Origin of the sequence: Streptococcus sp. IsoGale021, from assembly GCF_031142795.1 — a bacterium.
Taxonomy (GTDB): domain Bacteria; phylum Bacillota; class Bacilli; order Lactobacillales; family Streptococcaceae; genus Streptococcus; species Streptococcus hominis.
On the sequence record NZ_JAKZJH010000022.1, the window covers coordinates 1 to 1,059 of the forward strand.

Here is a 1,059-nt window from a genome sequence, read left to right on the forward strand (position 1 = left end):
AGATAAATTGCAATAAAAAGTGCAACGTTTACTCGTACTCATCCACTAGAGCTTCACAAGCAGTTCTGTAAGCTAAACATTTTCGTGGTCGGTGATTGATATCATATAAGGCCTTGTTCAAAGCCTCATCAGAGATAGCGGCTAAATCTGTTTTCTTTGGAAAATATTCTCTTAGTAAGCCATTGGCGTTTTCATTGCTTCCTCTCTGCCAGGATGAATAGGCGTCCGCAAAGAAAAAGGAAATTCCTAAATTCTCTACCAGAGGATAGCAGGCAAACTCTTTTCCCCTGTCTGAAGTGAAGGTTTTAAGAGCCTCTTTTGGAAATAGCTTACAAAGTTGTTCGATGGCTGAAAACATGGATTTGGCTGTTCTGTCTGGTATCTTGAAAGCTAAGTAAAAGCGCGTTTTTCGCTCCAGAAAGGTCGCTAAACAGCCCTTGCTTTTGCCTCTGGAAGACACCACAGTATCGAGCTCCCAGTGACCAAAGGTCTCACGATTCCTGACCTCTTTAGGACGTTTGGCAATCGACGTACCAATCCTAAATGTCCCACGTGTTTCTTTGGGTTGTCGAGTTTTTCCTTTACGACGAAGGATGCTTAAATCCAGATCAATCAAACCAGCATAGAGCCAGTTATAGATAGTTTTAAAAGTTACCATTGGCTTTTGTTCAAGCTGATAGCGGCCACAAATCTGTTCAGGCGACCAGGAGGTTTTTAAACCGTCTTCAATTTCCTTTTTCAACTTTGGTGTCAAACGAGACTTCCGACCTTTTTGCTTAGCCCTGCGGTCGTACTGTTCCTGTGCTAAGGTAGCGGAATAACCATTTCGGCATCGTCTTAACTCTCTTGAAATGGTAGACTTATGGACGCCAAGTTTAGTTGCAATTTGGCAAGGTTCCAAACCTAATTCTAAGTAGGTTTCTATCTTTATTCGGTCGGTTATGGTAAGATGGGAGTAGCTCATAGTTTTTCCTCGGGTTCTGTTTGTGTGGTTACTTACAGTTTACACCAATGAAACGCTATGAGTTTTTTTGTTGCACTATATTTTACAATTTATCA

General features: G+C 41.5%; 1 protein-coding gene. It reads right to left on the reverse strand.

The window, feature by feature from the left end; translation table 11 throughout:
- Positions 1–28 precede the first annotated feature (28 nt).
- Complete coding sequence (locus tag RG565_RS08935) at positions 29–964, reverse strand: IS30 family transposase (protein ID WP_247937544.1); 936 nt, start codon at positions 962–964, stop codon at positions 29–31.
- Positions 965–1,059: the final 95 nt, after the last annotated feature.